The sequence below is a fragment of the Mycobacterium sp. 23 genome, from assembly GCF_048287075.1.
Taxonomy (GTDB): Bacteria; Actinomycetota; Actinomycetes; order Mycobacteriales; family Mycobacteriaceae; genus Mycobacterium; species Mycobacterium gordonae_B.
In genome coordinates this window covers 2,843,018-2,863,696 of sequence record NZ_JBLVUX010000005.1, presented here as the reverse complement: position 1 = coordinate 2,863,696, position 20,679 = coordinate 2,843,018, and the positions used below count along the sequence as shown (strand labels likewise).

Annotated in this window: 20 protein-coding genes and 1 pseudogene; 12 read left to right on the top strand and 9 right to left on the bottom strand. The window is 66.7% G+C overall.

From position 1 onward, the window contains the following. Positions 1-131: 131 nt before the first annotated feature. Entirely contained in the window at positions 132-1,940 is a 1,809-nt protein-coding gene (locus ACNQS7_RS14435) for a peroxidase family protein (protein WP_418013066.1), read from the top strand. Between the two features lie 3 nt (positions 1,941-1,943). Then, positions 1,944-3,251: a cytochrome P450 gene (locus tag ACNQS7_RS14430; RefSeq protein ID WP_418013065.1), complete on the top strand. Its 1,308-nt coding sequence runs from the start codon at positions 1,944-1,946 to the stop codon at positions 3,249-3,251. Here the strand turns inward: ACNQS7_RS14430 and ACNQS7_RS14425 are convergent. Continuing rightward, the gene (locus tag ACNQS7_RS14425; protein ID WP_418013064.1) at positions 3,235-4,158 is read right to left on the bottom strand and encodes an SAM-dependent methyltransferase; all 924 of its coding nucleotides are present in this window, start codon (positions 4,156-4,158) and stop codon (positions 3,235-3,237) included. The two genes, ACNQS7_RS14430 and ACNQS7_RS14425, sit on opposite strands and share 17 nt — an antisense overlap. A 2-nt stretch (positions 4,159-4,160) precedes the next feature. After that, positions 4,161-5,105, bottom strand: coding sequence for a class I SAM-dependent methyltransferase (locus ACNQS7_RS14420; protein WP_418013063.1), 945 nt, complete (start codon positions 5,103-5,105; stop codon positions 4,161-4,163). A gap of 298 nt (positions 5,106-5,403) precedes the next feature. Here ACNQS7_RS14420 and secY point away from each other — a divergent pair, with 298 nt between their 5' ends. From secY to ACNQS7_RS14385, 7 genes and pseudogenes are all read left to right on the top strand, one after another. After that, entirely contained in the window at positions 5,404-6,729 is a 1,326-nt protein-coding gene (gene secY, locus ACNQS7_RS14415) for a preprotein translocase subunit SecY (protein ID WP_055580310.1), read from the top strand. Then, positions 6,726-7,271, top strand: coding sequence for an adenylate kinase (locus ACNQS7_RS14410; RefSeq protein ID WP_055580309.1), 546 nt, complete (start codon positions 6,726-6,728; stop codon positions 7,269-7,271). Before secY ends, ACNQS7_RS14410 begins: the two co-directional genes overlap by 4 nt. 2 nt (positions 7,272-7,273) lie before the next feature. Next, complete coding sequence (gene map, locus ACNQS7_RS14405; RefSeq protein ID WP_418013062.1) at positions 7,274-8,071, top strand: type I methionyl aminopeptidase; 798 nt, start codon at positions 7,274-7,276, stop codon at positions 8,069-8,071. A 44-nt stretch (positions 8,072-8,115) separates the two neighbouring features. Then, a complete protein-coding gene (locus ACNQS7_RS14400) occupies positions 8,116-8,649 on the top strand; it encodes a sigma-70 family RNA polymerase sigma factor (protein ID WP_418013061.1) in 534 nt (177 codons plus the stop codon). After that, the gene (locus tag ACNQS7_RS14395) at positions 8,646-9,350 is read left to right on the top strand and encodes an anti-sigma factor family protein (protein ID WP_418013060.1); all 705 of its coding nucleotides are present in this window, start codon (positions 8,646-8,648) and stop codon (positions 9,348-9,350) included. The genes ACNQS7_RS14400 and ACNQS7_RS14395 overlap by 4 nt, the downstream gene beginning before the upstream one ends. A 26-nt stretch (positions 9,351-9,376) precedes the next feature. Next, positions 9,377-9,877 carry a MarR family transcriptional regulator gene (locus ACNQS7_RS14390; RefSeq protein ID WP_418013059.1) on the top strand — a complete coding sequence of 167 codons (501 nt, stop codon included), beginning with the start codon at positions 9,377-9,379 and terminating at the stop codon, positions 9,875-9,877. 164 nt (positions 9,878-10,041) lie between these two features. After that, positions 10,042-10,605: pseudogene (locus tag ACNQS7_RS14385) on the top strand (PE family protein); the annotation flags it as partial. Positions 10,606-11,325: 720 nt separating this feature from the next. Here the strand turns inward: ACNQS7_RS14385 and mmsB are convergent. The 3 genes from mmsB to ACNQS7_RS14370 are packed head-to-tail and all read right to left on the bottom strand — an operon-like array spanning position 11,326 to position 14,911. After that, positions 11,326-12,210 (bottom strand): 3-hydroxyisobutyrate dehydrogenase, encoded by an 885-nt coding sequence (mmsB, locus tag ACNQS7_RS14380; protein ID WP_418013058.1) that lies wholly within the window; start codon positions 12,208-12,210, stop codon positions 11,326-11,328. A 9-nt stretch (positions 12,211-12,219) separates the two neighbouring features. Further along, on the bottom strand, positions 12,220-13,380 hold the full coding sequence (locus tag ACNQS7_RS14375) for an isobutyryl-CoA dehydrogenase (protein ID WP_418013057.1): 1,161 nt from the start codon (positions 13,378-13,380) through the stop codon (positions 12,220-12,222). A 10-nt stretch (positions 13,381-13,390) separates the two neighbouring features. Beyond that, positions 13,391-14,911 (bottom strand): CoA-acylating methylmalonate-semialdehyde dehydrogenase, encoded by a 1,521-nt coding sequence (locus tag ACNQS7_RS14370; protein ID WP_418013056.1) that lies wholly within the window; start codon positions 14,909-14,911, stop codon positions 13,391-13,393. Between the two features lie 124 nt (positions 14,912-15,035). On the opposite strand from ACNQS7_RS14370, the gene ACNQS7_RS14365 reads away from it, so the two are divergent. Genes ACNQS7_RS14365 through ACNQS7_RS14355 form a run of 3 tightly spaced genes read left to right on the top strand, consistent with a single transcriptional unit; the run spans position 15,036 to position 17,616 of the window. Then, positions 15,036-15,593, top strand: coding sequence for an RNA polymerase sigma factor (locus ACNQS7_RS14365; protein ID WP_418013055.1), 558 nt, complete (start codon positions 15,036-15,038; stop codon positions 15,591-15,593). Further along, positions 15,593-16,294 (top strand): Rieske (2Fe-2S) protein, encoded by a 702-nt coding sequence (locus tag ACNQS7_RS14360; protein WP_418013054.1) that lies wholly within the window; start codon positions 15,593-15,595, stop codon positions 16,292-16,294. The genes ACNQS7_RS14365 and ACNQS7_RS14360 overlap by 1 nt, the downstream gene beginning before the upstream one ends. A gap of 50 nt (positions 16,295-16,344) precedes the next feature. Beyond that, positions 16,345-17,616: a DUF222 domain-containing protein gene (locus ACNQS7_RS14355; protein WP_418015995.1), complete on the top strand. Its 1,272-nt coding sequence runs from the start codon at positions 16,345-16,347 to the stop codon at positions 17,614-17,616. Here the strand turns inward: ACNQS7_RS14355 and ACNQS7_RS14350 are convergent. Genes ACNQS7_RS14350 through ACNQS7_RS14335 form a run of 4 tightly spaced genes read right to left on the bottom strand, consistent with a single transcriptional unit; the run spans position 17,613 to position 20,660 of the window. Beyond that, positions 17,613-18,119 (bottom strand): lipoprotein LpqH, encoded by a 507-nt coding sequence (locus tag ACNQS7_RS14350; RefSeq protein ID WP_418013053.1) that lies wholly within the window; start codon positions 18,117-18,119, stop codon positions 17,613-17,615. The two genes, ACNQS7_RS14355 and ACNQS7_RS14350, sit on opposite strands and share 4 nt — an antisense overlap. Positions 18,120-18,170: 51 nt before the next feature. Next, positions 18,171-18,779 carry a dTDP-4-dehydrorhamnose 3,5-epimerase gene (gene rfbC, locus ACNQS7_RS14345; RefSeq protein WP_418013052.1) on the bottom strand — a complete coding sequence of 203 codons (609 nt, stop codon included), beginning with the start codon at positions 18,777-18,779 and terminating at the stop codon, positions 18,171-18,173. Position 18,780: 1 nt separating this feature from the next. Further along, a complete protein-coding gene (gene rfbB, locus ACNQS7_RS14340; protein ID WP_055579872.1) occupies positions 18,781-19,776 on the bottom strand; it encodes a dTDP-glucose 4,6-dehydratase in 996 nt (331 codons plus the stop codon). A gap of 11 nt (positions 19,777-19,787) precedes the next feature. Continuing rightward, positions 19,788-20,660 carry an LLM class F420-dependent oxidoreductase gene (locus ACNQS7_RS14335; protein ID WP_418013051.1) on the bottom strand — a complete coding sequence of 291 codons (873 nt, stop codon included), beginning with the start codon at positions 20,658-20,660 and terminating at the stop codon, positions 19,788-19,790. Between the last annotated feature and the right edge of the window lie 19 nt (positions 20,661-20,679).

Here is a 20,679-nt window from a genome sequence, read left to right as displayed (position 1 = left end):
AGCCCACTGGCGGGGGGTCATGTGCCATCGGTTGAGCAGAGTTGCCGAGTTGGCGCGAATATCTGTGTGCCTCTTGCGTTTTCCTCGCATTCCCACTGGGCCTTGGCGACATCTACAGAACGGTGGTCCAGGTGAGTCGTCAATGGTATGAGCATCCTTCGCTGGTTCTGCAACTCAAGGCGCTGGCTGGACTGCGCAATGATCTACGCGACCACAACCTTTTTGAAGGTGACGGAATCCGTCCCAAGGACGATCTGGGCGAGGCTACCGAGGAGGTCAAGCGGGCACGCACCCCGGACGGCACCTGGAACGACCTCTCCGAACCATGGATGGGGGCAAAGGGAACCGGCTTCGGGCGCAACGTCCCGCTGGCGAAGACCGTCACCGATACCAAGCGGTTGCTCGACCCGGACCCGCGGCTGATCAGCCGGCGGCTGATGGCCCGCGACGAATTCAAGCCCGCCGGAATCATCAACGCGCTGGCCGCGGCATGGCTGCAGTTCGAAAACCACAACTGGTTCTTCCACGGCGATGGTCTGGCGGACAAGACAATCGACATCCCGCTACGCAAGGGTGACGAGTTTCCCGAGGATCCGATGCGGATTCGCTGCACCATCCCGCCGCGCGGTGAAATCGTGGACGGCTGTCCGGCGCCGGTGTTCAGCAACGTTGAAACCCATTGGTGGGACGGGTCGCAGATCTACGGCAGCGGCAGGGAGCGCCAGGCCGAGGTGCGAACCTTTGTCGACGGCAAGATCAAGGTCGGCGACGACGGCCGACTGCCCAAGAGTGACATCCCCGGTATCGACCTGACCGGCATGCGGGAGAACTGGTGGGTCGGAGTCGGCATCCTGCACACCCTTTTCGCCCGCGAACACAACGCCGTGTGCGACGCCCTGAAGAAGGCATACCCGAGCTTCGATGACCAGCGCCTGTTCGAACTCGGCGTCCTGGTGGTCTCGGCGCTGATCGCCAAGATCCACACCGTCGAATGGACGACGTGCGTCTTGCGCCACCCCGCACTGCAGATCGGCATGAACGCCAACTGGTACGGCGCCCTCGGTGAGACGTTCCGGGACCGCATCGGCCGCGTCGGAGACAGCGAAGCTTTGTCGGGCATCATCGGCTCGCCGACCGATCACCACTCCGCGCCGTTCTCCCTGACCGAGGAATTCGTCTCGGTCTACCGCATGCACCCACTGATCCCCGACGACTGGAACTTCTTCTCGCTGGCATCGGGTGAGCATCTGGAGAAGCGCGAATTCACCGAGCTGCAAGGGCGTTTCACCCGCGACTTCATGGACCGCATGGAATTCGGCGACATGTGGTACTCGTTCGGTCTGGCCAGCGCGGGAGCGGTGTGCCTGCACAACTACCCGAACGCGCTGCGCCAGTTGACGCGGGTGGACGGTCAGGTCACCGACCTGGCCACGCTGGACATCGTGCGGGACCGGGAACGCGGAGTGCCCCGCTACAACGATTTCCGCGAAGCCCTGCGGATGCCGCGCCGCAAGACCATCGACGACATCACGCCCAACAAGCAGTGGGCGAAGGAGATCAACGAGGTTTACAACGGCGACGTGGACGCGGTGGACCTGCAGATCGGGATGCAGGCAGAGCAGCCGCCCAAGGGCTTCGGCTTCTCCGACACCGCGTTTCGCATCTTCATCCTGATGGCGTCCCGGCGGCTGAAGAGCGACCGGTTCTTCACCAAGGACTTCCGGCCCGAGGTCTACACCCAGATCGGCTACGACTGGGTGAATCACACGACGATGAAAGACGTGCTGCTGCGCCACTACCCGGAGCTGGAGACGGTGATCGGCGATGTGGAGCGGGTGTTCGCCCCGTGGCCGAAGCTGGGTGCGCCGGCCGAGGGAAAGAAGCGCCGGGTGGTGCAACTCGCCGACACCGTGCGTGCCTACATCCCCTGGGGGTCCTAACCCGTGGCTGAGGATTTCAAGCACGCCTCCACGCTGGAAGGCATCAGGTTCACGGCTCAGGTCGCCGTCCCCAACGTGGTGCTGGGCCTGTTCAACAAACGGGAGTTGCCCAGCCGGGTGGCCTCCACCGTCGGAGCCGACTACCTGGGCTACCGACTGGTCGACGGGATGGTGCGCAGCTACGGTCCGGCGCCGTTCTATGTGCGCGTCGCCAAGGACGAGGCGCTGCTGGTGCATCACCCCGACGACCTGAAGTTCGTGTTGGGGGGATCGCCCGATCCGTTCGCGTCGGACCCGGAGGCGAAACGCAAGGGCATGAAGGCATTTCAGCCCGACGCGCTGACCCTTTCCGGGGGTCGCCAGTGGCAGGAGCGGCGGAAGTTCGCCGAGGCGGTGCTGGACACCGGCAGACCCGTACACCGGCTGGCCCAACCGTTCGCCGACGTCGCTGCCCAGACCGCTGCGGAACTGGCCGGCGACAAGATCGACTGGCCGGCCGCAAACAAGGCCTTTCAGCGAATGACGCGGCGGGTCTTGTTCGGTGATTCCGCCGCAGACGACGAGGGCCTCACCGAGCTGCTCGGCGAGATGATGTCGGCCGGCAACAAGATGCCCGACGAGCCGGCGCCGCAGTACGGCGAGTTCATCGCCCGGCTGGAGAGCTATCTCGCCAGCCCTGCGGAAGGCAGTCTGGCCGCGCTGGTGCCGCAGGCGCCCGACCCGGGCTCCAACCCCGCCGGCCAGTTGGTGCACTGGATGTTCGCAATGGGAGACACGCTGGCGGCCAACACATTTCGCACCCTCGGGGTGCTGTCGAGCCACGACGAGCAGCTCAACGAAGTCAAGGCGGAAATGGCCGATGCGGACATCGGCTCCGCCGCTGGAATCGCCAAGCTGGAGTACCTGGCCGGGTGTCTGTTCGAAGCCATGCGGCTGTGGCCCACCACCCAGCTGTTCGGCCGGGTCACCACCCGCGACGTCGAATTCCCCAACGGTGCCGTGCTGCCGGAGGGGCGCCAGGTGCTGATCTACAACGTCTTCAACCACCGCAACCGGCAGCGAATCCCGTACGCGGACCGGTTCTCGCCGGGCGAGTGGGCTAGCGGAGACGCGGGCAACGACTGGTCATACAACTTCTTCAGCCACGGGCCCCAGGTGTGCCCAGGGGCGGACCTGTCGATTTTCCTCGGTCAAGCGGTCCTGGCTCACCTGATCGACGCCGGAGCCACCACTCTGTCAGGCGATCGGCTCAACCCCGCTAAGCCACTGCCGCACAACTACGACCTCTACGGCTTCAGCGTTTCGCGGTGACGGTGACGATGTTGCGCATGGTGGCCGAGTCGGGGTCGTCGGGGAAGACGCGGCCGTAGTCGGCGTAGAACTCCCGGCGTGGCCGGGTACTCACCGTCCAGCCGGCAGCGGTCAGGTAGTCGACCACGTTGTTGCGCTCACCTTCGTAGAACAGGGTCGACAGGTTGATGTCGCAACCCAGGTTCGCCCACCGCTGGTTGAACTGCTGGGCGCGCTGGCTCACCGGTACACCGGAGTCGGGATGATATTCGGTGGCGATCCTGCTGCCGGGTCCGCTGAGCGCGGTGATGTTGTCGAAGAGCAGATCCTGCGCGTCCGGCGGAAGGTACATCAACAGGCCCTCGGCGCTCCAAGCGGTCGCCTGGGAGGGGTCGAATCCACTGCGGCGCAACGCTTCCGGCCAGTCGTCGCGGAGGTCGATGCTGACCGCCTTGCGGTGTGCCGACGGAGTGGCGCCCAGCGCCGCCATCGCTGCGTTCTTGAACTCGATGACCTGGGGCTGGTCGACCTCGTACACCACGGTGCCGCGCGGCCAGGACAACCGGTAACCCCGGGCGTCCAGCCCGGCTGCCAGGATCACGGCCTGCCGTACCCCGTCGCGGGCCGCGTCGAGGAAGAAGTCGTCGAAGAAGCGGGTGCGCACCGCGATCGAGTCCGTCTCGAATTGCAGGTCGCGTTCGTCGGCCGCGTCGGGCAGCGCCTGCTCTATCGGCAGGTCGCCGTCGACCAGGCGGGTGAAGAAATCCAGCCCGACGGCCCGCACCAACGGTGCCGCGAACGGGTCGTCGATGATCGGGTTGTCCTGCGCGGAGGCCACCGCCCGCGCGGCGGCGACCATGGTCGCGGTAGCGCCGACGCTCGAGGCCAGGTCCCAGCTGTCTCCGGCGGAGCGTTCAGTGGTTGCCATGGTTACCGCCGCTCCGCGCTCAGGTAGACCACCTCGCCGAACGGGGCATCGTCACCGGAGGCCGGCTCCAGGCCGTGCTGAGCGAACAACTCCGAATTGCGCCTGCTGGTGGTCTGCCAGCCGTGAGCGGCCAGGTAGGTCCCCGCGTCGGTGCGATCGTCGAAATACACCAGCGCGGCCATGTCGAAGTCCAGACCGTGGCGGCTCCACCGCTCGTTCTGCCGCTTCATCCGGGTGCGCAGTTCCTCTTGGTTGATCTCGTTGATGTCCAGCAGGCCCTCGGTGGCGAAGCGGCTCCCCGGGACACTGAGCGCGCCGATCTGATCCAGCAGCCGGTCCTGGGCGTCGGCCGGCAGGTAGCCCAGCAAGCCCTCGGCGATCCAGGCGGTGCGTTGCGTGGGGTCGAAGCCGGCGTCCTGCAGTGCGGCCGGCCAGTCCTCACGCAGGTCGACGGCCACGGTGCGCCGGTCCGCGGTCGGCTGAGCGCCCAAACCGGACAGCGTCGCGGTCTTGAACTCGATCACCTGAGGCTGGTCCACCTCGAACACGGTGGTGCCCGACGGCCAGGGCAACCGGTAGGCGCGGGAGTCCAGGCCTGCGGCCAGGATGACGGCCTGCCGGATGCCGGCCTCGGTTGCGGCGCCGAAGAAGTCGTCGAAGAAGCGGGTCCGGATGGCCATCGCGTTGGCGAAGTGCACCGTGCCGGTCGCCGTCTCCTCGTCCAGTTCGGCCAGGTCCAGCTCGCCGCTGGCCAGCCGGGAGAAGAAGTCGACGCCAACCGCGCGGACCAGCGGTTCGGCGAAGGAATCGGTGGCCACCGCGCCCGCTCCATGGGTGTCGCGTGCCGCCACGGCACGCGCCGCCGCGACCATCGTGGCCGTCAGGCCCACGCTGGACGCCAGGTCCCAGGTGTCGCCCTCATACCGTGCGCTGCTTATCTGGGTCATCTGGCTGCTCCCGAAAACGTGCGATCTGATACTTAGCAAATATAACGAGCTTCTCGGACTGTACGCCGCAAAGTTGACCGTCTGCTGTCAGCGGAGGCCACCCTGGACGGACCAGTGCGCACCAGCTGTTAGTCTCGTACACGGTTTGACGCGCTTGGATCTTGGCTGGCCGTATGTCCTGGCCTGCTGGTGTTGGGCGCGTGACGCGAGATGACCTCGGGAACTATTAGACATTGGAACCAGCCGGCCAGTCCCGGTTGGCATGCCGCGACCAGAGTTCGGCTGCGCAGGAGGAAGAGTGCTTTCGGCTTTCATCTCATCGCTGCGGACAGCCGACCTGAGACGGAAGATCCTCTTCACGCTGAGCATCGTCGTCCTGTACCGCGTCGGCGCCGCGCTGCCTTCACCCGGTGTCAACTTCCCCAACGTGCAGCAGTGCATCAAGGAAGCCAGCGGCGGCCAGGCCGGTCAGATCTATTCCCTGATCAATCTGTTCTCCGGCGGCGCGTTGCTGAAGCTCACCGTGTTCGCGGTGGGGGTGATGCCCTACATCACCGCGAGCATCATCGTGCAGCTGCTCACCGTGGTCATCCCGCGGTTCGAAGAGCTCAGGAAGGAGGGCCAGGCCGGTCAGGCCAAGATGACGCAGTACACGCGTTACCTGGCGATTGCGCTGGCCGTCCTGCAGGCCACCAGCATCGTGGCTCTGGCTGCCAACGGCGGTCTGCTCCAGGGCTGCTCGCTGGACATTCTGGCCAACCAGACCATCTTCTCCGAGATCGTCATCGTGATGGTGATGACGGCCGGCGCCGCCCTGGTCATGTGGATGGGCGAGCTGATCACCGAGCGCGGCATCGGCAACGGCATGTCGCTGTTGATCTTCGTCGGCATCGCCGCCCGCATTCCCGCCGAGGGCAATCAGATCCTGCAGAGCCGGGGCGGGATGATCTTCGCGGCCGTGTGTGCGGCCGCCCTGGTCATCATCGTCGGCGTCGTGTTCGTCGAGCAGGGCCAGCGCCGGATCCCCGTCCAGTACGCCAAGCGCATGGTGGGCCGGCGGATGTACGGCGGAACGTCGACATATCTGCCTCTGAAGGTCAACCAGGCCGGCGTTATCCCGGTCATCTTCGCGTCCTCGCTGATCTACATTCCAAATCTGATCACTCAGCTGGTTCGTAGCGGCAGCGGCGGCGGTGGCCACAGCTGGTGGGACAAATTCGTCGGAAGCTACCTTTCCGACCCCAGTAGCCCGGTGTATATCAGCATCTATTTCGGGTTGATCATCTTCTTCACGTACTTCTACGTGTCGATCACGTTCAATCCGGATGAGCGTGCCGACGAAATGAAGAAATTCGGCGGCTTTATTCCCGGCATTCGGCCCGGGCGCCCGACCGCTGATTATCTGCGCTTTGTGCTGAGCCGGATCACTCTCCCCGGCTCGATCTACCTCGGTGTCATCTCCGTGCTGCCCAACCTGTTCCTCCAGATCGGCAACAGCGGCGGGATACAGAATCTACCCTTCGGGGGTACCGCGGTTCTGATCATGATCGGCGTCGGGTTGGATACGGTCAAACAGATCGAGAGTCAGCTCATGCAGCGCAACTATGAAGGGTTCCTCAAGTGAGAGTGGTATTGCTGGGACCGCCTGGGGCGGGCAAGGGGACGCAAGCCGAGAAGCTGGCCGAAAAGCTGGGGATTCCGCATATCTCCACCGGCGAATTGTTCCGCAGCAATATCCAGGAGGGCACCAAGCTGGGCGTGGAGGCCAAGCGCTACCTGGACGCCGGTGACCTGGTGCCGTCCTCGCTGACCAACGAACTCGTGGACGACCGGCTCAATGACCCGGACGCCGCCAACGGCTTCATCCTCGACGGCTACCCGCGGTCGGTGGAACAGGCCAAGGCGCTGCACGAGATGCTGGAGCGGCGCGGCACCGACATCGATGCCGTCGTTGAGTTCCGGGTCTCCGAGGACGAGCTGCTCACCCGGCTGACGGGCCGCGGTCGCGCCGACGACACCGAAGAGGTCATCCGAAACCGGATGAAGGTCTACCGCGAAGAGACCGCGCCGCTGTTGGACTACTACAGCGACGAGCTGAAGACCGTCGACGCGGTCGGTACCTTGGATGAGGTGTTCGCTCGCGCGTTGCAGGTTCTGGGCCAGTAATCATGGGCGCCCTGGCACGGCTGCGGGGCCGCAAAGTGGTACCCCAGCGCACTGCCGGTGAGCTCGATGCGATGGCGGCGGCCGGCGCGGTCGTCGCCGCCGCCCTGAAAGCGGTTCAATCTGCGGCGGTGGCCGGTGTGTCCACCCTGAGTCTCGACGAGATCGCCGAGTCGGTGATTCGCGAGGCGGGCGCCATCCCGTCCTTCCTGGGCTACCACGGCTATCCGGCGTCCATCTGCTCGTCGGTGAACGACCGCGTCGTACACGGAATCCCTTCCGCCGCCGAGGTTCTGGTGCCCGGCGATCTGGTGTCCATCGACTGTGGCGCGGTGCTGGACGGCTGGCACGGCGATGCGGCCGTCACGTTCGGTGTGGGCAACCTGATCCCCGCCGACGCGGCGCTGTCGCAAGCGACCAGAGACTCTCTGGAAGCCGGAATCGCGGCGATGGTCGTCGGGAACCGGCTCACCGACGTCGCGCATGCCATCGAGACCGGTACGCACGCCGCCGCGGCCCGCTACGACCGCGCCTTCGGGATCGTCGAGGGTTACGGCGGCCACGGCATCGGCCGGCAGATGCATATGGATCCCTTCCTGCCCAACGAAGGCTCGCCGGGGCGGGGTCCCACCCTCGCGGTGGGGTCGGTGCTGGCCATCGAGCCGATGCTGACGCTGGGAACCGGGAAGACCGTCGTCCTCGACGATCAGTGGACCGTGACCACGGTTGACGGCTCGCGCGCCGCCCACTGGGAACACACCGTGGCCGTCACTGAAGACGGTCCGCGCATCCTCACGGTTTGAACCAAACTCCCCGATGACTCGTATGAGTAACGGGAGGTGATCAGGTGGCTCGTGTGGCCAACACCGGGGCTGCTGAAGCCGCTCTGATGAAAGCGCTCTATGACGAGCATGCCGCCGTTCTGTGGCGGTATGCGTTGCGGTTGACCGGCGACGCCAGCCAGTCCGAGGACGTCGTCCAGGAGACGTTGTTGCGGGCGTGGCAGCATCCGGAGGTCATCGGCGACACCGAACGTTCGGCGCGGGCCTGGCTGTTCACCGTCGCCCGCAACATGATCATCGACGATCGGCGCAGCGCCCGGTACCGCAACGTCGTCGGCTCGACCGACGAGGAGGGCGCGCCGGAACAGTCCACGCCCGACGAGGTCAACGCGGCGCTGGATCGGCTGCTGATCGCCGAGGCGATGGCCCAGCTGTCCGTCGAACACCGGGCGGTGATCGAGCGGTCGTACTACCGTGGCTGGACCACCGCGCAAATTGCCAACGATCTGAATATCGCAGAGGGAACCGTGAAGTCGCGCCTGCACTACGCGGTGCGCGCGTTGCGGCTCACTCTGCAGGAACTGGGAGTCACACGATGACGGGGTCTGTGCGACACGACCAGCCCGGCGACACGCACCGCTACGCGACGTGGGATGCCGCTTACGTGCTGGGGTCGCTGTCGGGTGCCGAGCGGCGAGAATTCGAAACGCATCTGGCGGATTGTGCGTCTTGCCGCGAGGCCGTCGCCGAACTCAGCGGCATTCCGGCGCTGCTGTCGCAGCTGAGCCGCGACGACGTGGTCGCGATCAACAGAGCGGGACCGGCGCCTTCGACACCGGAGATGTTGCCGTCACTGCTGGAAACGGTGCGCTGGCGGCGGCGCCGCACCCGGCTGACCTGGCTGGCTTCGGCCGCGGCGGCAGTGGTGCTGGGCATCGGCGTGCTGGTCGGGGTCAACGGCTACTTCGCGACGAACTCGCAACCAATCACCTCGGCACAGCCGATGGAGCAGGTTGGCACCAAGCTGCTGACGTCGACGATCGCGGTGTCCAGCGAGCATTGGGGCACCTTCATCAACCTGAAGTGCTTCTGCCTGGCGCCGCCGGACGCCCCGCACGACACCCTGGCCATGGTGGTGGTGGGCCGCGACGGCAGCCACACTCGGCTGGCGACCTGGGTGGCCGAACCTGGGCACAGCGCAACCCCGGCCGGCAGTATCTCGACGCCGATGGAGCAGATCGCCGCCGTGCAGGTGGTGGCCGCCGACAGTGGTCAGGTTCTGCTCGAGCGTTCGATGTAGCTGGCCCGGTGCGGTAAGAAAGGGACGTGGCTGACTCTGCGAAGCGCGATCCCATCGCCGTGGCGAGAACCAACTGGGAACGCGCCGGATGGGGCGATGTCTCGCAGGGCATGGTCGCGGTGACGTCGGTGATGCGCGCGCACCAGATACTCCTGGCCCGCGTCGAGACCGCGCTGCGGCCTTACGATCTGAGTTTTTCCCGGTACGAGTTGCTGCGATTGCTGGCGTTCAGCCGCACGGGTGGCCTGCCGATCACCAAGGCGTCGGACCGACTGCAGGTACACGTCACCAGCGTCACGCATGCTATCCGGCGGTTGGAATCCGACGGGCTGGTAAGGCGGGCACCCCATCCCACCGACGGGCGGACCACCCTGGTGCAGATCACCGAACTGGGGCGCTCCACGGTCGAGGACGCCACCGTGACCCTCAACGAGCAGGTGTTCGCCGATATCGGGATCGATGCTGCCCAGTCGGAGGCGTTGGTGTCGTGCATAGAGACGTTGCGGCGCAATGCGGGGGACTTCTGACTCAGACGGTGCGGCGGGCAAGAACGCACGTCAACTATCGGCAAAACGCGGTTTCAGACCCGTAGTTGCCGATAGAATCCGCTGCTGACTCGACGGCGTTGAAATCTGGTGCTCGCTGGGTTGCCGTCGCGAATGAATCATGAGCCTATTCGGGAAGGTGTCTGATGTCATTTGTAAATGTGCTGCCCGAGTTCCTCGGCGTAGCGGCCACGGAGCTGGCCGGCGTGAACTCGACCCTCAGCGCGGCGAATGCGGCCGCGGCGGCGCGTACCACCACCGTGTTGGCCTCGGGTGCTGACGAGGTGTCCGCAGCGATCGCCGCGGTATTCGAGGCGCACGGGCGAGCTTTTCAGGGGTTCAGTGCGCAGGCGGCGACATTCCATGACAAGTTTGTGCAGCTCTTGGCCGCGGGCGCGGAGTCGTACGCGTCCGCTGAGGCGGCGAGCGCCGCGTCGATCACCAGTCCGTTGCTCAATGCGATCAACGCGCCCTTCTTGGCCGCGACCGGACGCCCACTGATCGGCAACGGCGCTGACGGCGCGCCGGGGACGGGTGCGGCCGGTGGGGCCGGCGGGTGGTTGATGGGCAACGGTGGCGCGGGCGGATCCGGCGCGGTCGGCGTCGCGGGCGGTGCCGGCGGAGCCGCGGGTTTGTTCGGCAACGGTGGGGCCGGTGGCACCGCCGGCAACAGCAGCGCCCAACCGGGTGGGGCTGGTGGGGCCGGCGGGTTGTTGTTCGGACGGGGCGGGGCCGGAGGAGCCGGCGGGTTCGGAGGGGCGCTGGGCGGTACGGGCGGCGCCGGTGGTGCCGGCGGCCTGTTCGGCACCGGCGGGGCCGGCGGGGTCGGTGGGCTCGGGACCGGCAAAGGCGGAACCGGTGGGACGGGAGGGGTCGGCGGGCTGTTCGGCACCGGCGGGGTCGGCGGGGTCGGCGGGGTCGCCACCGGGGCAGCTGGCGTCGGCGGAACCGGCGGGGCGGGAGGCGCCGGAACGCTACTCGGGTCGGGGGGTAGCGGCGGGGCCGGTGGCGGCGTTACAGGCGCAGGCGGCGTCGGAGGTGTAGGTGGCGCCGGCGGCGATGCCGGCCTTCTCTCCGGCAACGGTGGGGCCGGCGGGGCCGGCGGTTTGAGCAGCGTCGGCGGAGTCGGCGGCGCCGGCGGCAAGGCGGGATTGTTCGGCGACGGCGGGTCTGGTGGCGCCGGTGGACTTACTCTGGGTGCGGTGGCCGGCGGCAAGGGTGGGGCTGGTGGAAATGCCGTGCTGATCGGTAATGGCGGTAACGGCGGCAGTGGCGGGGTTGGCGGCACAACCGGTCCCAGTGGTGTCGCCGGAGCCGGAGGGCTGCTGTTGGGCCTCGACGGGTTGACGTAGTCGGCGGGTGGAGGCGCTGATCGGAGTGCGCGCCGCCGAATGACCGGCTGCCCTTTCGGTCTCGAGGTCTTTGGCGACTCAGCTGCCCCGCAGCATCTCGATGACCGCGCTGAAGTCCTTATCGGCGTGGTCTGCCGCGAATCTGGCGTAGATCTCCGCTGCGTGGCTGCCAAGGGGGGCGGCCGAACCGGTAGAGGTTACCGCGTCCATGGCCAAACCCAGATCCTTGTTCATCAGCGCGGTCGCGAAACCCGGCTTGAAATCATTGTTGGCGGGTGATGTCGGAACAGGGCCCGGCACAGGACAATTGGTGTGCACGGCCCAGCAGTTACCGGTTGCCCCGGTGATCACGTCGAACAGTGACTGCGCCGACAGGCCGAGCTTCTCGGCCAGCACGAACGCCTCACCGATCGCGATCTGCTGAACCGCCAGCACCATATTGTTGCAGACTTTGGCGGCCTGGCCGGCGCCGGCACCGCCGCAGTGAATCACCTTGCCCGCCATCGGTTCCAGCACCGGTCGGGCGCGCTCCAGGGCGTCGGCCTCGCCGCCGACCATGAATGCCAGCGTCCCGGCCGTCGCCCCCTTGACCCCGCCGGAGACGGGTGCGTCGAGCTGCTGCATGCCCTGCGAGCCCGCCAGCTCGTGCGCGTCGCGGGCATCGCTGACCGAGATGGTGGAGCTGTCGATGAACAACGCACCGGGGCGCGCGGCGGGCAGCACCTCGGCGTAACAGCGTTTGACCACCTCGCCGCTGGGCAGCATGGTGATCACGGCGTCCGCGTCGGCCACGGCTTCGGCGGCGGTCCCGAACAACGTCACACCCTTGTCGGCTGCGGCGCTCGCGGCTGCGGGTATCGGATCGTAGCCGCGCACCAGATGGCCTGCGCCAAGGAGATTGGCTGCCATGGGCGCGCCCATGTTGCCGAGTCCCAGGAACGCGATCGCGAGACGTGTTGTCATGGTGCCCTTCTAGGCGCTGGCCCGAATGCGCGCGGCCTCGGCGCGGCCGACGACCACCCGCATGATTTCGTTGGTCCCTTCCAGGATCCGATGCACCCGCAGGTCGCGGACGATCTTTTCCAAACCATACTCGCGCAGGTAGCCGTAGCCGCCGTGCAACTGCAGCGCCTTGTCGGCCACCTCGAAGCAGGTGTCGGTGACGTACCGCTTGGCCATCGCGCACAACTCCACCTTGTCGGCGGCGTTGTCATCCAGCGCGGATGCAGCCCGCCACAACATCATTCGCGACGTCTCCAGTCCGGTGGCCATGTCGGCCAGGGTGAACCGGATGGTGGGCTCGTCGAGCAGGGCGGAGCCGAAGGCGTGCCGGTCGCGGACGTAGGTGCCCGCCTTGTCGAACGCGGACTGGGCTCCGCCCAACGAGCAGGCGGCGATGTTGAGCCGTCCGCCGTTGAGGCCGTTCATCGCGATCCCGAAACCGGTGCCCTCACCGTCAACGCCGCCGAGCATGGCGTCGGCCGGAACCCGCACGCCGTCCAGAATCACCTGCGCGGTGGGTTGGGCATGCCAACCCATCTTCTCCTCAAGCGCACCGAAACTCAGTCCCGCAGTGTCTTTTTCGACGACAAATGCGGAGATGCCGCGTGGTCCCTCATTGCCCGTTCTGGCCATCACCACGTAGACGTCGGACGCCCCGGCGCCGGAGATGAACTGCTTCACGCCGTCCAGCACATAATCCGAACCCTGCTTGACCGCACGCGTGCTCAACGCGCTCGCGTCGGAGCCCGCGCCGGGCTCGGTCAGGCAGTAGCTGGCGATCACGTCCATCGTCGCCAGCCGCGGCACCCACGCCTTTCGCTGTTCGTCGGTGCCGAAGCTGTCGATCATCCAGGCGCACATGTTGTGGATGGACAGGAACGCCGCGGTGACCGGGTCGGCGATGGCCAGCTGTTCGAAGATGCGCACGCCGTCCAGGCGGCGCAGTCCGCTGCCGCCGACGTCGTCGCGGCAGTAGATCGCCGCCATCCCGAGTTCGGCGGCCTCGCGCAGCACGTCGGTGGGGAAGTGCTTGGTGGCATCCCATTCCAGGGCGTAGGGGGCCATCCGCTTGTCGGCGAAGGCTGCCGCCGTCTCGGTGATCACCCGTTCTTCATCGTTGAGGGTAAACATTTTCGGCCCGTTAATCCATTGTGGGGATGACGAATTCGGCACCGTCCTTGATGCCGGACGGCCAGCGGGAGGTGACGGTCTTGACCTTGGTGTAGAACTGGATCGACGCCGGACCGTGCTGGTTGAGGTCGCCGAATCCGGACCGCTTCCAGCCACCGAAGGTGTGGTAGGCCACCGGAACCGGAATCGGGACGTTGACGCCGACCATGCCCACCTGCACCCGCGAGACGAAGTCGCGCGCAGTGTCGCCGTCGCGGGTGAAGACCGCCACGCCGTTGCCGTACTCATGCTCGGACGGCAACCGGAGCGCCTCTTCGTAGTCGTGGGCACGCACGATGCACAGCACCGGCCCGAAGATCTCGTCGGTGTAGATCGACATCTCCGGGGTGACGTGGTCGAACAAGGTGGGCCCGATGAAGTAGCCGCCCTCGAGGTTGGCGTCCCCGAACGTGAGGTCGTCACTGGCCCGTTCGCGTCCGTCGATGACCAGTTCGGCGCCGGCCTCCACGCCCTGGCCGATGTAGTCGCGCACCCGGGTCAGCGCGGCCTCGGTGACCAACGGGCCGTAGTCGGCCTTGGGGTCCAGGCTGTGTCCGACGCGCAGGCCGTTGATCCGCTCAATCAGCCTGGCGCGCAGCCGTTCTGCGGTCTGTTCCCCGACCGGAACGGCGACGCTGATTGCCATGCAGCGCTCACCGGCGCTGCCGTAGCCGGCGCCGATCAGCGCGTCGACGGCCTGGTCGAGATCGGCGTCGGGCATCACGATCATGTGATTCTTGGCGCCACCGAAGCATTGCGAACGCTTTCCGGTGGCCGCTGAGTGGCTGTAGATGTACTGCGCGATGTCGGAACTGCCGACGAAACCCACCGCCTGGATGTCCGGGTGCTGCAGGATCGCGTCGACGGCTTCCTTGTCGCCGTGCACCACCTGGAACACCCCGGGTGGCAGGCCCGCTTCCAGAAACAGTTCGGCCAGTCGGACCGGAACCGAGGGGTCGCGTTCACTTGGCTTGAGCACGAACGCATTTCCACACGCCAGAGCCGGGCCGGCCTTCCACAGCGGAATCATCGCCGGGAAGTTGAACGGGGTGATGCCGGCGACCACGCCCAGCGGCTGGCGCAGCGAGTAGACGTCGATGCCGGGACCGGCGCCCTCGGTGTAGTCACCCTTGAGGAGGTGCGGGATGCCGATGCAGAACTCGATGACCTCGATGCCGCGCTGAATGTCGCCTCTGGCGTCCGGCAGCGTCTTGCCGTGTTCGAGGGAGAGTAACTCGGCCAGCTCGTCGATGTTCTTGTTGACCAATTCGACGAACTTCATCAGGACCCGGGCGCGGCGCTGTGGATTCCATGCCGCCCAGCCTTGTTGGGCCTCGACGGCAGAGGCCACCGCGGCGTCGATGTCGGCCTGATTGGCCATCGGGACGGTGGACTGGACTTCTCCGGTGCTCGGATTGAGAACGTCGGCGGTGCGGGTGGAGGAGCCGGCGGTGCGCTGCCCGTCGATGAAGTGCGGAATCTGCGAGGTCATGGTTGTCCCGAGGAAGTAGGCAAGAGGTTTACTTGGATATCCTAGTAACTGTGGCCCGGGGCTGCAAGGAGGGTGGCTTGGCCCCGTCACTTGCCGGTGTAACCCGATCCCGTATTCACTATTCGTGAAGGGATCGGCGCGACGCAGGAGTCAGGAAACGGTCAGCGATCAACCACGGCCTTTGCGTGCGGTGCCGGATGACGGTTATCCCAGCTGGGAGGCCGTCTATCAGGACAACGCCACTTGGGTGTATCGCACGCTTTTCGCAAGGGTGGGCAATCGGGCGGACGCGGAAGACCTGACAACGGAAGTCTTTCTGGCAGCCTTGCGGCCGCTGCGGTTGACCGCCAGTGTGGCCGAGGTGCGGGCCTATCTGCGGGCCACCGCGCGAACCGTGCTGGCCGCGCACTGGCGCGAGACCCTGGGCCGCGAAATCACCTCGATCGACGACATCGAGCAGCCACCTCAAAGTAAGGAAGCGGTCAACAACGCACCGCAGCGCGTCGCCCGCGTACTGGACCAACTGCCGGAGAATTATCGTCGGATTCTGCAGCTGAGATTTCTGGGAGGTAATTCAATCAAGGAGTCCGCGGCCCTGCTCGGGGTGAGCGTCGCCAATGCCAAGGTGCTCCAACATCGCGCGCTGCGGCTCGCCGCACAGATGAACGAGGGGAGCGAGTAATGAACGTCCGTGCTCTGCGCCGATACCTCGACGACTTGCTCGGCGGCCGCCGTCCGCGGCCGTTCCAGCCCGACGACTTCGAGGCCGCACAGATCCGCACCGCGATAGAGCTGCGGGCCGCGCAACCCGGGGGAGACGCACCGAGGCCGGAATTTCTTGCGGAGCTGCACCGGCGCCTCGCCGAGCAGCAATCCGAATCGGTTGCGCCTCAACCGTTTAAGGCTGGGGCCACGCGCAGGCAGGTGGTGGTCGGAACGTCGGCCGCCGCTGCCGCCGCGGTGGCCGCAGTCTCCGTCGACCGGCTCGTCATCGGCGACCGCGGTCCGGCAACGCCGCCGGGAGGTGGGGAACTCACGCCCAACGCCGGGCGCTGGGTGCCGGTCGCGGCCAGCTCCGAGGTGCCCGACCGGATGATGCGGCCCTTCGACCTCGGCACGGTCAACGGATTCGTTCGACGGGTGGACGGCAAGCCCGAGGCGGTATCGGGTGTGTGCACCCACCAAGGCTGCCGACTGTGGTTCGATGCGCCAGACGACCGGCTGCGCTGCCCGTGCCACTCGGCGTCGTTTTCGCCGGCCGGCGAGGTGTTGACACACCAAAACCCGGTTGCACCAAGCCCTTTGCCGAAATTCCTGGTTCGCGAGGTGGACGGGGAGATCGAGGTGTTCGCCCCGGCGCCCCCGGACAAACCGTCCGTGTAAGGCGTCTGCGGGCGGGTCAAATTGATGGTAGTATCGAACATGTGTTCGATATGCTGCGGTTCTCGCAGGTGGACCCGGGTGCCACCGAAGCCGAACTGGTCGCGCGCATCACCGAGTTGGAGCAGGTGAAATCCGCCGCGGCCGCGGGGCAGGCGCGGGCGGCGGCCGCCCTGGATGCGGTCCGGCGTGCCGCGGAATCGGCCGCGGCAGTGCCGGCGGGCAAGCGGGGCCGCGGGGTGGCCAGCGAGGTCGCCCTGGCCCGGCGGGATTCCCCGGCCCGCGGGGGCCGGCACCTGGGGTTCGCCACAGCTTTGGTGCACGAGATGCCCCACACCCTGGCCGCGTTGGAACACGGCGCGCTCAGCGAATGGCGGGCCACCCTGATCGTGCGGGAATCGGCCTGCTTGGACGTCGAGGACCGCCGCGCGCTGGACCGCGAACTGTGCGCCGAGATGGACACGCTGGTGGGCCTGGGCGACAAGCGGATCACCGCCGCCGCCCGAAAGATCGCCTACCGCCTGGATGCGCGCGCCGTCGTCGATCGCGCCGCCCGGGCCGTGCACGACCGCACCGTCACCATCCGCCCGGCGCCGGACACCATGACCTGGGTCAGCGCCCTGCTGCCCGTGGCCCAGGGCGTCGGGGTCTACGCCGCGCTACGCCGTGCCGCCGACACCACCTTCGACGGACGCAGTCGCGGCCAGGTCATGGCCGACACTCTGATTGAGCGCATCACCGCCACCCCCGCCACCACCCCGGCCCCCATCGCCCTCAATGTGGTCATCTCCGACCGGGCCCTGCTCGGCCACACCGACGACGCCGCGACCCTCGAGGGCTACGGGCCCATCCCCGCCGAGGTCGCCCGCCGATGGCTCACCGCCGCGCTGGCCGAGAAGAACTCCCTGGCCACCCTGCGCCGCCTCTACGCCAGCCCCACCACCGGCGCCCTGGTTGCCATGGAATCACGCGCCCGCACCTTCCCCCGCGGTCTGGCCGAATTCATCAACCTGCGCGACCAAACCTGCCGCACCCCCTACTGCGACGCCCCCATCCGCCACCGCGACCACATCACCCCCGCCCACCACGGCGGACCCACCACCGCCACCAACGGCCAAGGCCTGTGCGAACGCTGCAACTACGTCAAAGAATCACCCGGCTGGCGCGTCACCGCGCACGACGACAACGGTGTGCACACCACCGAATACATCACCCCCACCGACGCCCGCTACCGATCCGTCGCGCCACCGATCTACGCCATCACCCATATCAGCGAGATGGAAGACGCCCTGGGCATCACCATCATCGACTTCCATGCCGCCTAGGGGCAGGTGGCATCGACCTCGAAGGTCTTGCTGACCTGCTGCCCCGCATCGTCGACACCCGTTGCGGTGCCGGTGATCTGGTAGGCGTTACCGTTCTTCGTCGCCTTGGCGCTGTTGCCGGGAGCGCCTTCGGTGAAGCTGAGGACCACGCCGTCGACGGTGCCCAGGCCGGCGCTGCGGACCGTGGAGGCGTCCTGCTCCAGGCCGACGATCACGCCGGTCATCATGTCACCGATGGCGATGGAGAACTTGCCCTGGTTGGTCTCGCACACGACCGCTCCGCTGACCGGCTGCGGCTGGCCGCCGATGATGACCTTCGTCTCTCCGGCGGCGGCAGGTGCGGCGGGCGGGGCGGAGCTGGTGGCCGGGTTGGCCGGCGCGGCCGCACTCGACGAAGCCGGCGAGCTGGAAGAGGTGCCCGGCGACTTCTCATCCTTCGAACATCCGGCCATGCCCACCACGAGGGTCGTCGCACTCAGGGCGACCAACAGCTCACGCTTCACCAATGTCTCCTTCGACTGATCGGCACACAGCAGATGTTGAGAAGCAGTATGTCAGTGAGCGCGCAGGTCGGCGACAAAATCTTGAGCCTGTTGCCAGGTGGGAAGCAGGCCGGAAGCCCGAACGTCGGCGAAGCTGGGCGCCGCGGCGTCGCGATCGGACAGGCTCGGTGCGGCGCCGTCGACCAGTGGCCAGTCCACCCCGATGGCTGGGTCAGTGGCGCAGATGGTGTGCTCGCGTTCCGGGTTGTATTCCGCCGAGCACAGGTACATCACGGTCGAATTGTCCTGCAGTGCAAGGAAACCGTGAGCCAGGCCCTCGGAGATGTAGACGCTTCTGCGGTCCTGGTCGTCGAGTAGCACCGAGTCCCATTTGCCGAACGTCGGTGAGCCCTCCCGGATGTCGACGACCACGTCGAACACCGCACCCCGCACGCAAGTCACGTACTTGGCCTGGCTCGGCGGCAGCTGTGCGAAATGCAAACCACGCAACACACCGGCCGAGGACGTCGAACAATTGGCCTGGCGGACATCCAACCGGTGTCCGGCGAACGCGCTGAAACCTTTGTCGGTGAGCCATTCGAAGAACACGCCGCGGGAGTCGCCGTGGACGGTAGGGGTGATCTCCCAGGCGCCCGGGATGTCGAGTTCACGAACTTTCATGTCACTGACCGCGCTTCTCGTAACGTGCCTCTGCGGCGTCTTTGATTGGCCGCCACCATGATTCGTTGTCGCGATACCAGTCGATGGTGGCTTGCAGCCCTTCTTCGAAGTTGGTGTGCTTTGGCGCCCAACCCAATTCGTTGTAGAGCAGGGTCGGGTCGATGGCATAGCGAAGATCGTGGCCGACACGGTCGGTGACGTGATCGAAGTCGTCGGGATCGCGGCCCATCAACTGCAGCAGCGTGCGCAGCACGGTCAGGTTGTCCCGCTCGCCCTCCGAGCTGATCAGATAGGTGCGGCCGGACTCACCCTTTTCCAGAATTCGCCGCACCGCGCTGTTGTGGTCCTCGACGTGGATCCAGTCGCGTACGTTGTGTCCGCTGCCGTAGAGCTTGCACCGCCGCCCCGTGAGCACGTTGGTGATCTGGCGCGGAATGAACTTCTCGATGTGCTGGAACGGGCCGTAGTTGTTCGAGCAGTTCGACAGCGTCGCGCGCACACCGTAGGACCGCACCCAGGCCCGGACCAGCATGTCGCTGCCGGCCTTGGTCGCCGAGTAGGGACTTGACGGGTTATAAGGCGTGGATTCGGTGAACCGCTGCGGGTCGTCGAGTTCCAGGTCGCCGTACACCTCGTCGGTCGAGATGTGGTGCAGTCGCACCCCGTTGCGTCGCACCGCTTCCAGAATGGTGAAGGTGCCCACCACGTTGGTGTGCAGGAACGGCTCGGGGTTGTCCAGCGCGTTGTCGACGTGAGATTCAGCCGCGAAATGGACGACCGCATCGCACTCGGCCACCAGCGCCGACACCAGTCCGGCGTCGCAGATGTCGCCCTCGACCAACCGGATCGAGTCCGCGACGCCGGCCAGTGACTCCCGGCGTCCGGCATAGGTCAACGCGTCCAGGACCGTCACGGAATCTTCGGGGTGTTCGCGCACCGTACTGTGCACGAAATTCGCCCCGATAAAGCCCGCCCCCCCGGTGACTAGCAGCCGCATGGCTACAAACCTTAACCGGAGAGCCCGAGCGCTCCTGCCAGTTCGGTGAGGGCGGGTAGCAGCTTCTCCGGTCCCGAGGAACCGAGCACCTGGATGGCGACGTGGTCGGCGCCAGCGTCCAGGTGCTCGTTGAGGCGGCGCGCGATCGCGTCCGGGGTGCCGTAGGCGACCAAGGCGTCGATCAACCGGTCACTGCCGGGCTTGCGCACGTCCTCGTCGGTGAATCCCAGCCGCAGCCAGTTGTTCACGTAGTTGCTCAGGCCCAGGTAGAAGTCAATGACCTCGCGCCCGACGGCACGCGCTTCGTCGGCGTCGGTGGTGAGCACGACCTTGTGTTCGGGTGCCAGGAACACCGTGTTGCCCAGCAGGTGACGGGCGGTGCCGGTGTGCTCGGGTGTGGTCAGATATGGGTGGGCACCCGCGCTGCGTTCGGCCGACAGCCGCAGCACCCGGGGTCCGAGTGCGGCGAGTACCCGGCGGCTGTTCGGCACCGGGTGGCCCTGAAATCCACTGTCCAGCTCGTCGAGATAGGACACGAGAGCGTCGTACGGCTTCTGGTACTGGTCGGTGTGCTCGGGGTGACCGACGCCGACGCCCAGCAGGAACCGGCCCGGATGCGCGTCTTCGATGCGGTGATAGGACTTGGCGACGGCCGCGGCCGGCGCCGCCCAGATGTTCACGATGCCGGTGGCCAGCTGCAGCGTGGTGGTCTGCTCGAGCGCCGGCTCGACCCAGGCCAGTTCGGCATCCGGTGACATGCCGATCCAGGCGGCGCCGTACCCCAGCGCCTCGATCTCGCCGGCCAACTCGGGCGCGATGCCCCGGGTGCCCAGCCATACGCCGAACTTTCCCAGGTCGGGTTTGAGTGAAACGGATTCAGTCATCGCCGGTGCCTATACCCGT

What these genes read in the sequence shown, in the direction of transcription:
- ACNQS7_RS14425 (WP_418013064.1), bottom strand. Translation starts at nt 4,158, where the DNA reads ATGGCAACCACTGAACGCTCCGCCGGAGACAGCTGGGACCTGGCCTCG.
- ACNQS7_RS14420 (WP_418013063.1), bottom strand. Translation starts at nt 5,105, where the DNA reads ATGACCCAGATAAGCAGCGCACGGTATGAGGGCGACACCTGGGACCTG.
- map (WP_418013062.1), top strand. Translation starts at nt 7,274, where the DNA reads ATGGGCGCCCTGGCACGGCTGCGGGGCCGCAAAGTGGTACCCCAGCGC.
- ACNQS7_RS14395 (WP_418013060.1), top strand. Translation starts at nt 8,646, where the DNA reads ATGACGGGGTCTGTGCGACACGACCAGCCCGGCGACACGCACCGCTAC.
- mmsB (WP_418013058.1), bottom strand. Translation starts at nt 12,210, where the DNA reads ATGACAACACGTCTCGCGATCGCGTTCCTGGGACTCGGCAACATGGGC.
- ACNQS7_RS14375 (WP_418013057.1), bottom strand. Translation starts at nt 13,380, where the DNA reads ATGTTTACCCTCAACGATGAAGAACGGGTGATCACCGAGACGGCGGCA.
- ACNQS7_RS14370 (WP_418013056.1), bottom strand. Translation starts at nt 14,911, where the DNA reads ATGACCTCGCAGATTCCGCACTTCATCGACGGGCAGCGCACCGCCGGC.
- ACNQS7_RS14360 (WP_418013054.1), top strand. Translation starts at nt 15,593, where the DNA reads ATGAACGTCCGTGCTCTGCGCCGATACCTCGACGACTTGCTCGGCGGC.
- ACNQS7_RS14355 (WP_418015995.1), top strand. Translation starts at nt 16,345, where the DNA reads ATGCTGCGGTTCTCGCAGGTGGACCCGGGTGCCACCGAAGCCGAACTG.
- rfbC (WP_418013052.1), bottom strand. Translation starts at nt 18,779, where the DNA reads ATGAAAGTTCGTGAACTCGACATCCCGGGCGCCTGGGAGATCACCCCT.
- rfbB (WP_055579872.1), bottom strand. Translation starts at nt 19,776, where the DNA reads ATGCGGCTGCTAGTCACCGGGGGGGCGGGCTTTATCGGGGCGAATTTC.
- ACNQS7_RS14335 (WP_418013051.1), bottom strand. Translation starts at nt 20,660, where the DNA reads ATGACTGAATCCGTTTCACTCAAACCCGACCTGGGAAAGTTCGGCGTA.